The organism is Erythrobacter sp. (genome assembly GCF_023653175.1).
Taxonomy (GTDB): domain Bacteria; phylum Pseudomonadota; class Alphaproteobacteria; order Sphingomonadales; family Sphingomonadaceae; genus Erythrobacter.
Window position 1 is genome coordinate 1 of the sequence record NZ_JAMNXL010000265.1, and the last position, 3441, is coordinate 3441.

A 3441-nucleotide genomic window follows, 5' to 3' on the forward strand; every position below is an offset into this window, starting at 1 on the left:
CCCGGCGGGATCATTCCAGCATCAACAAAGGGCGCAAGGAATGCGGCGAACCAGGCGACGCTGCGCTTCATGTGGCGCTCGGCCAGCCACTCGGTGCGCCAACTGTGCTGGCTGCCCTCGATCAGCGGAATCTTGATGTAGGCCGGTTGGCGCGCGCAGGTCAGCACATGTTCGCGCAGCACTGCTTCGAACAATTCCCAGCTGGGCGTAAAGTCGCGCAAGCCGGGCGTGTCGACCTGGCTGTGCAGGCTGTCAAACACGTGATCGACCGCTGCCTTCCACAATTCATCCTTGCCGGTGAAGAAGTAGAAGATGTTGGATTTGGTCACGCCCGATGCCTCGGCAATGTCGGCGAGCGAGGTGCCCAGAAACCCGCGTTCGGCAAACAACGCCGCCGCTGCCTCCAGCACCAGTTGCCGAGTATGAGCGGCGGTGCGACGGGTTCTGGGCGGGCCAAGACGGCCTGTGGACGGAAGCAGAGGTTTCGATCTTGTCATCTTGACAAAAACTTGCGTCAGGCTGGCACCAAGAGCAAGCCCGCCATAGCCGATTAGGCTAACCCTTTGGCGTGGGCCTGAATGCGGCGATTGCGCTCTCAAAGGCATATAAAGGCCCGGCTGCGGCGTGCCGGAACGCTCGAACCGATCAGCATCGGCAGTTAGAGCGGAAGGGAAAATTCGCGGACGTGGCGTACATCTTGCCCAGTGCTCTCTCGCCAAAGTTTCGATTGGTATGCGCCGTGCGGCCGATGGCGACCGCCGGGTAATCGAGCCGCGCGCAGCGTCAGTTGGTGTGGTTCATCGGCCGACGCCGAAGTCAGGGAGCGAACAGCATGTGCACCCAGACCGGTCGAAACAGCGGCTGGCCATCGGCGGCGATTGGCGTGACGCTGTCGACTGCGGGCGCACCATGCTGGGGCGAGGCGGTGGGGCCGGTCGGGTTCGGGTTGGGCGGGGCGCTGGTCACCAGCTGGCGCGAGCCATCGAACGGCGGGCTGCGGCCATCGACCGACACCTGCCCACCAAAAGCGCCCAAGCCGATTCCCACCCAGTTACCTGAACTCACCGCGATCGGCGCGAGCGGATCGGCGGTGTGGGTAAAGCCGAACTGGTCGCCCGCCGGGGTGATGTTGGGCCGCGCGGTCCATAAGGCGGCCTGTCCTGCGGCAGGACCGGGATCATTGGGGCCGGAGAACATGCCGATGCGCAGCAGCCGGACCTCCTTGCCGAGGAAACCAGCCAGCCCTGCCCCTTGCGAGTGTCCGGCGATAGCGATCCGGCTCCAGTCGGGCTGGCCGCTCACCAGATATTGGCCCCAGCCCTCGCTGGGAAAGCTGCGGTCAAGGAAGGCGATAAGTTCGATCAATCGGCCAATGATCGAATTGACCCGGTTGACGCTGACCAGCGGGCTGGTGTCCTGCCCGGTGAGGATTTCATTGCGCACCTCGCCCGAGCAATCCGGACGCGAGGAATTGCCGCAGACCGAGGCGATGGCGTCCTCGTTGGGGTAGGCCAGCCCGATCGCATGATAGCCTTCCTGCGCGCCGGTGCGGGCAATCAACCGATAGATGCGCGGCGGTGCGTCGGTGCCGGGCAGCATCACGAACAGGCGGTTGCGGCGGTTGGTGCCGGGGACAAAGATCTGGTGGTTCGCAAGGCCGGTCACCAGACCGCTCGCCACAGTCCGGGGATCGACCTCCCGTTCGGTCACGGCGACGGGAGAGGGTGTAGGCGTAGGGCTTGGCGAAGGGCTGGGGGTTGGGGTCATTGTCACCGGCGGTGGGGCCGTTACCGGTGAATCGCCGCCGCAAGCAGCAAGGCAAGCTGCTGTGCCAGCCAACAGGATGCTTCGGAAAATCATCATGAAAATGACCTTTTGTTGATTTTGAAAATGCCCTCCCCTCCCAACGCCGCAGACCCGGCAATCCTTCGTAGGAAGGGAGAGATTCGCTAATCGGAAGGCCCGTAGACAGGCTCGCTCGGCAAAGGCGGTGCCGGTTGCAACTGGCCCGTAAGCGCCTGAAGCAGCGCGATCTCGCGCAGCAAGGCGAACCGGGTCGCGACCGCTTCGATCCGCACTGATTCAAGCTCAAGCCGGTCCTCGACCAGATCGGGAAGGGTGCGCAGCCCTTCGGCGAACTCGCTTTCGGCGGCAGTGAACTGTTCGGCTTGCCGGGCCACCACCTGTTCGCGCTGTGCCAGTTGGCCCCGAAGCGAGACGATCCTGCGGGCCGCGACCTCTACCTCCTCGGCAATCTCAAGGCGCAGCCGCTGTAGCTCGCTGCTGCGCGCCAGCACATCGGCGGCGCTGCGCTGTTGATCGGCCTGGAGCCGACCGCTTGTGACCAGCGGGATGGTCACGTCGATCCCTACCCGCTCACGCAGGCCAAACTCGCCGCCCGGGGTATTATCACGGGCATAGGAGGCGATCCCCACCACCTCGATCACTGGCAGCCGGTTGCGGCGTGCGCGCTGCGCCTGCGCCTCCTCGGCCGCAAGTTGCTGGGTCGCAGCGCCGATCCGGGGGTTGGCGGTGAGCGCGGCGTCCACCGCCTCGACGATGCCCGTGTCAGGCGTGGCACCAAGCTGTGCGAGGGCCCCGGAGCAGAGCGGCGCGAGGGTGCCGATCTGGCGCGACAATGCAGCGGACAGGCGATCCCGTTCGAAGGCCAATTCCAGCCGATCCGCCGCTGCATCGGCCAGTCGCGCTTCGATTTCGGCCAGTTCGGAGCGGGTCGCCCCGCCTAGCGCGAGTGCCTCGGCCACGCCCGAGCGTTCGCGGGCGAAATAGGCTTCACGCTCGGCGGTCACTTCCATCCTTGCGGCAATCTCGGCCATCCCGATCAGCGCCAGCATGGTATCGAGCGCAGCTTCGGTGCGCGCATTGGCGACATCGAACCCGCGCGCTGCCAGCGCCGCCCGGGCGCTGCGTTTTTCCAACCCGCCGATCCCGAAGTCGAACACCCGCTGCGACAGCCGCAAGCCGGCCGAGTTCTCCAGTCCGGCCCCGGTGAGGTTGTTGTCCCCGGCTTGAGTCCGCAAGAATGTGGAGAGCTGCGGGCGCTCGCTGGACCTTACGGCGCGTAGTTCGGCCTCAGCGCGCGATTGCTGGGCTGATGCGAGCCCGATTTCCGGGCTGCGTGCCAGCGCCAGCGCAATCGCACTGTCAAACGTCAGGCAGGTGCTTTCCTCGCCGGACGGCTCGGCTTGGGCCGGGGGCGGGGAAGCATTGGCGAGGAGCAGGGTTACGCCCGCGACCCACGAAAAGGCGGCGCGCATCAGCCAGTCCTCAGCCCGCGGAACATCGATTCGACAATCGGGGTGAAGAGGTAATCGAGCAGCGTGCGACTGCGGCCGGAAAAGATGAAGGCATCCACCGGCATGCCGGGGATCGCTTCAACCCCGGCGGCCTTGGCGCCTTCGCCCATGGTGAGCGCGATCC

At 65.6% G+C, this 3441-nt stretch carries 3 protein-coding genes; all 3 read right to left on the reverse strand.

Annotated features, from left to right (window positions below; genetic code table 11):
• Positions 1-410: TetR/AcrR family transcriptional regulator (locus NBV68_RS18585; protein WP_296312850.1), on the reverse strand; the 410-nt coding region annotated here is incomplete at its 3' end.
• A 406-nt stretch (positions 411-816) separates the two neighbouring features.
• Positions 817-1710 (reverse strand): hypothetical protein, encoded by an 894-nt coding sequence (locus NBV68_RS18590; RefSeq protein WP_296312853.1) that lies wholly within the window; start codon positions 1708-1710, stop codon positions 817-819.
• 239 nt (positions 1711-1949) lie between these two features.
• Positions 1950-3278, reverse strand: a complete 1329-nt coding sequence (locus NBV68_RS18595; RefSeq protein WP_296312856.1) for a TolC family protein — start codon at positions 3276-3278, stop codon at positions 1950-1952.
• Positions 3279-3441: the final 163 nt, after the last annotated feature.